At 54.1% G+C, this 2222-nt stretch carries 1 rRNA gene; it reads left to right on the top strand.

Going from position 1 to position 2222, the window contains the following annotated elements:
* Nucleotides 1-2222, top strand: a 23S ribosomal RNA gene (locus ACFWIW_RS42125); the annotation flags it as partial.

Here is a 2222-nt window from a genome sequence, read left to right as displayed (position 1 = left end):
CCTGAGTGGATCCTGAGTACGGCGGAACACGTGAAATTCCGTCGGAATCCGGGAGGACCATCTCCCAAGGCTAAATACTCCCTAGTGACCGATAGTGAACCAGTACCGTGAGGGAAAGGTGAAAAGCACCCCGGAAGGGGAGTGAAAGAGATCCTGAAACCGTGTGCCTACAAATAGTCAGAGCCCGTTAACGGGTGATGGCGTGCCTTTTGTAGAATGAACCGGCGAGTTACGATCCCGTGCAAGGTTAAGCTGAAGAGGCGGAGCCGCAGCGAAAGCGAGTCTGAATAGGGCGAATTGAGTACGTGGTCGTAGACCCGAAACCAGGTGATCTACCCATGTCCAGGGTGAAGTTCAGGTAACACTGAATGGAGGCCCGAACCCACGCACGTTGAAAAGTGCGGGGATGAGGTGTGGGTAGCGGAGAAATTCCAATCGAACCTGGAGATAGCTGGTTCTCTCCGAAATAGCTTTAGGGCTAGCCTCAAGGTAAGAGTCTTGGAGGTAGAGCACTGATTGGACTAGGGGCCCCTACCGGGTTACCGAATTCAGTCAAACTCCGAATGCCGATGACTTATCCTTGGGAGTCAGACTGCGAGTGATAAGATCCGTAGTCGAAAGGGAAACAGCCCAGACCGCCAGCTAAGGTCCCAAAGTATACGTTAAGTGGAAAAGGATGTGGAGTTGCTTAGACAACCAGGATGTTGGCTTAGAAGCAGCCACCATTTAAAGAGTGCGTAATAGCTCACTGGTCGAGTGACTCTGCGCCGAAAATGTACCGGGGCTAAACGTATCACCGAAGCTGCGGACTGTTCTTCGAACAGTGGTAGGAGAGCGTTCTAAGGGCTGTGAAGCCAGACCGGAAGGACTGGTGGAGCGCTTAGAAGTGAGAATGCCGGTATGAGTAGCGAAAGACGGGTGAGAATCCCGTCCACCGAATGCCTAAGGTTTCCTGAGGAAGGCTCGTCCGCTCAGGGTTAGTCGGGACCTAAGCCGAGGCCGAAAGGCGTAGGCGATGGACAACAGGTTGATATTCCTGTACCACCTATACATCGTTTGAACGATGGGGGGACGCAGAAGGATAGGGTCAGCGCGCTGTTGGATATGCGCGTCCAAGCAGTTAGGCCGGAAACGAGGCAAATCCCGTTTCCATTAAGGCGGAGCTGTGATGGCGAGGGAAATATAGTACCGAAGTTCCTGATTCCACGCTGCCAAGAAAAGCCTCTAGTGAGATGTAAGGTGCCCGTACCGCAAACCGACACAGGTAGGCGAGAAGAGAATTCTAAGGCGCGCGGAAGAACTCTCGTTAAGGAACTCGGCAAAATGACCCCGTAACTTCGGGAGAAGGGGTGCTCTGTTAGGGTGCAAGCCCGAGAGAGCCGCAGTGAATAGGCCCAGGCGACTGTTTAGCAAAAACACAGGTCTCTGCGAAGCCGTAAGGCGAAGTATAGGGGGTGACGCCTGCCCGGTGCTGGAAGGTTAAGAGGAGGGGTTATCCCTTACGGGAGAAGCTCTGAATTGAAGCCCCAGTAAACGGCGGCCGTAACTATAACGGTCCTAAGGTAGCGAAATTCCTTGTCGGGTAAGTTCCGACCCGCACGAAAGGCGTAACGATTTGGGCACTGTCTCAACCCTGGATCCGGTGAAATTTTAATACCTGTGAAGATGCAGGTTACCCGCGACAGGACGGAAAGACCCCGTGGAGCTTTACTGCAGCCTGATATTGAATGTTGGTACAGCTTGTACAGGATAGGTAGGAGCCTTGGAAACCGGAGCGCCAGCTTCGGTGGAGGCATCGGTGGGATACTACCCTGGCTGTATTGACCTTCTAACCCGCCGCCCTTATCGGGCGGGGAGACAGTGTCAGGTGGGCAGTTTGACTGGGGCGGTCGCCTCCTAAAGAGTAACGGAGGCGCCCAAAGGTTCCCTCAGAATGGTTGGAAATCATTCGTAGAGTGTAAAGGCATAAGGGAGCTTGACTGCGAGACCTACAAGTCGAGCAGGGACGAAAGTCGGGCTTAGTGATCCGGTGGTTCCGCATGGAAGGGCCATCGCTCAACGGATAAAAGCTACCCCGGGGATAACAGGCTTATCTCCCCCAAGAGTCCACATCGACGGGGAGGTTTGGCACCTCGATGTCGGCTCATCGCATCCTGGGGCTGTAGTCGGTCCCAAGGGTTGGGCTGTTCGCCCATTAAAGCGGTACGCGAGCTGGGTTTAGA

It is taken from the genome of Amycolatopsis sp. NPDC058340, from assembly GCF_042723975.1.
Taxonomy (GTDB): Bacteria; Actinomycetota; Actinomycetes; order Mycobacteriales; family Pseudonocardiaceae; genus Amycolatopsis.
This window is presented reverse-complemented; position numbering and strand designations above follow the sequence as displayed.